Below are 3,184 nucleotides of genomic sequence, written 5' to 3'. Positions count from 1 at the left end.
CGAAACAGGCCCGCTTGCCCCTGTGCCATCTCGGTTCCCGCCGGACCAATCCAGAAATGCAGTGTCCAGTCCGAGAAAAGGCCTGAAGATGATTGTGCCATGCTGGATGAAAACAACACGATAACCGGAATAACCGTTGTCATCATTCCAAGTCCAGTGGCAACGGCGAACAACGGCCAGCGCCACTTGCCAAGTGGGAACCGCTTGGTCCGCGCGCCTTTGCCTGTGACCGTCACAAAGGCTTTGCGGCCCGAAACCAACCGGTCGCTAAAGAACAATAGGGCGGCGGCGGCGACAATCAGTAGCAGCGCCAGCACATAGCCGCGCTCGATATTGCCGGTTTGCACCATGCCGTAGATGCGGGTTGAAAGAGTCTGCATCCGCACCGGTGCGCCGAGCAGGGCAGGGGCGGCGAAGTTGGAAACGGCGCCCGCGAATGTCAGCATGCCGCCTGAAACCAAGGCAGGCGTCACGACCGGAAGCACAATGCCGAACAAGATGCGCGACCGTTTGGCACCGGCCATTTCAGCGGCTTCGACCAGATCGGCACCAACCGAACTTAGCGATGCCGCAATCATCGTATAGGCCAGCGAATAGTAATGCGCGACCAATACAATCAACGTTGGAAGTAGCCCCCACGCCAGCCAGTCGGGGATGTCCACGCCATTCGCCACCAAATAGCCCGGTTGCCCGCCCAGCCGGTTGTTGCGAAACAGCGTGCCCCACGCCAAGGCAGCGGCAAAACTGGGGATCATAAAGGGCAGGGTGGACAGAACGCCCAGAAAGCGGCGGCCCGGAACATCGGTCAGCACCACAAGCCAAGCCAGGAACCCACCCAGCAGCAAACATCCGGCCCCGACACCCGCCCCCAAAAGCATGGTATTGATGATCGGCCGCCACAGCAGGTTGATCGACAACGGGCTTGCAACCACGGCTTGCCATGCAGTCAATCCGTCTGGCGTCAGCGAAATCTGTACGATCCGCAGCAAAGGCACGATGACAAGGATTGACGTGACGCAGACCATGATAAACGGCAAAAGGTTGCGTGATTGCAGCAGCCCGCCAAACATGCGCCGCCGGATGACAGTTTCGGTCATTCCAAAAACCCTCCAATATTAAGAGGCGCCCGGCTTTACCGGACGCCGTATAGGCATTTATTGGAGTGTGATAATCAGATCGAGGATCCGCGCGCGGGCCGCACCCGTGGCCGCAGGGTCCATCGTCCAAAGGTTCAACTTGTCCAGCGGAACCGCGTCAGGATGGTCAATAATCGTGCGCCGCGCGGCATAGTCACCCTGCACAAAGAACGGCTCAAACCCTGGTCCGCCTGACGTGGTGTCATCGCCCATCATATAGTCGATCACAAGTCGGGCGGCCGCTGGGTGGGGTGCATCCTTTGCAATCGCAAGAACTGCCGGAAACAAGATGCCCGCCGAAGGCACGGTGTCATTCGAGATTTGAAGTGCCCAGCCTTCCTTTTTGTTATCGCGCGCTGCCGAATAGGTCGTCCAGCCCACGGACGGGTTTGTGGCCTCAATGTCGCCGACAGCTGCACGCAGGGCGGTGCTGTCATTCACCATAACCAGATCATTGCCGAACAGGTTGCGGATGAACTGTTCGCCTGCACCGTTCAGGTCGCTGTCAACGGTGATCGGCGTGCCAAACTGTGCTTCATAGGCTGCGGCCATTTCATCGCTGCGCAAAGCGATTTCGGTCAAAAGATCCAATGCTTCGCCGCGCTGGCTTGGGTCTTCCATCAAAACCTTGCCGGTCCATTCAGGCGTTGTCAGTTGCCACAGGTTCTTGATGGGTGTGCCATCAGGATAAGCCGCCTCATTATACATCAGTGCGCGTGTGGAAAGGCGATGTGTCAGGACATCTTTTTGCAATTCCGGCGCTACATCCTTTGCCACGCGCGGCGGCACATATTTTGTGACCTTCCCTTCGGGCAACAAATCGCGCAGCACAATCGGCGCTTCTGACATGTAAAGCACATCGACCGCATAGATACCTGCGCGTTGTTCCGCATCCAGACGCGCGATTTGCTTGGTTGAGTTGAGGTCAACGCCGATCAAATCAATGCCTGGGTATTTCTCCTCAAACGTTGTTTCGATTTTTGCGATGCGGCTGGACAGCGAGAAGACTGTGACGCTGCCTTCCGTCTTTGCGACTTCATAAAGCTGCTCTGGCGTCATGGAATCAAGATCCTGCGCCATCACAGGTGCCGCCAGTATGAGTGCCGCACCAAGCAAGGCACCCGTCATAGAATATTTCATCTTTTCCTCCTCAGGGTTTTTCAAAGCCGTCAAACAGCTTTGACAGTTTCTCCAGCGCCCCGATTGCCGCCTCCTCGTGACGCGCCGCCATTGTCAGCAATATTGCGCTGATGATGACAAATGGCACCGTCGGGGTCTGAAATTCGCTGCCCGATCGCCCGCGGGGCGCGGCAAGCGTGATGTCCGGTTCGGGGGTCATGATAAGACCCGCCAAATCGGATACTAGAATGGATGTAGCCCCGATATCGCGGACATGCTGCATCATCGGCGTATAGGTCGAGGGTTGCTTGCGGAACGCCAGCGCAATCACCACATCATCCTTTGTCAGACCGACCAAGCGTTCTGCAACGTCGCGCCCGCGCCCCGTTAGCGAAACCGTGGTCAAACCAAAGCGGTCCAACCGCCGGGACAGGAAATGGGCGATGGACTGGGCATGTCCTTGCGCGAAAATGAAAACGTTGCGCGCGCCAAAAATTGCATCGGCAACTTGATCAATCGCGGATTGCGGAATCAGGTCATCAAGATTTTGGAGCGCCGTAATCTCGAATGCGACCAGATCGGACAGATAGTGCCCCTCTTCCGCCGAATTGACAGAGCGGCGCATCCGCAGGGCGGCATCTTGGGCGTTGAGCATGTCCTTTTGCAACACGCTGCGAAGTTCGGGAAAGCCTTTGTAGCCAAGCTTTTGTGCCAGTCGCGTGGGGGCTGCGCCATGCACCTCAATCCGCTCCGCCAGTTGCGGGCCAGACAGGAAGACCAGTTCTTCGCGGCGATCGAGAAGGGCGGAAACCATCTTTTGATCGGTTTCGGTTAGCCTGTCGGCGGATTGCGATAAACGGACAAGGAAGTCGGATGTCATAGAATGATTCCTTTCTTGTAAAGATAAGAAAGGAATTTTTCTATTCAAT

At 56.8% G+C, this 3,184-nt stretch carries 3 protein-coding genes; all 3 read right to left on the bottom strand.

Annotated features, from left to right (window positions below):
• A partial coding sequence (locus tag L0H65_RS17105; protein WP_301460434.1) for an iron ABC transporter permease occupies positions 1-1,097 on the bottom strand: 1,097 nt, incomplete at its 3' end.
• 57 nt (positions 1,098-1,154) lie between these two features.
• The gene (locus L0H65_RS17100) at positions 1,155-2,276 is read right to left on the bottom strand and encodes an ABC transporter substrate-binding protein (RefSeq protein WP_301460433.1); all 1,122 of its coding nucleotides are present in this window, start codon (positions 2,274-2,276) and stop codon (positions 1,155-1,157) included.
• 10 nt (positions 2,277-2,286) lie between these two features.
• The gene (locus tag L0H65_RS17095; RefSeq protein ID WP_301460432.1) at positions 2,287-3,135 is read right to left on the bottom strand and encodes a MurR/RpiR family transcriptional regulator; all 849 of its coding nucleotides are present in this window, start codon (positions 3,133-3,135) and stop codon (positions 2,287-2,289) included.
• Positions 3,136-3,184: the final 49 nt, after the last annotated feature.

The sequence above is a fragment of the Pseudorhodobacter sp. genome (assembly GCF_030452865.1).
In the GTDB taxonomy this organism is placed as follows: Bacteria; Pseudomonadota; Alphaproteobacteria; order Rhodobacterales; family Rhodobacteraceae; genus Pseudorhodobacter.
The sequence above is the reverse complement of the archived record's forward strand: the minus strand, read 5'-3'. Positions and strand labels throughout refer to the sequence as shown.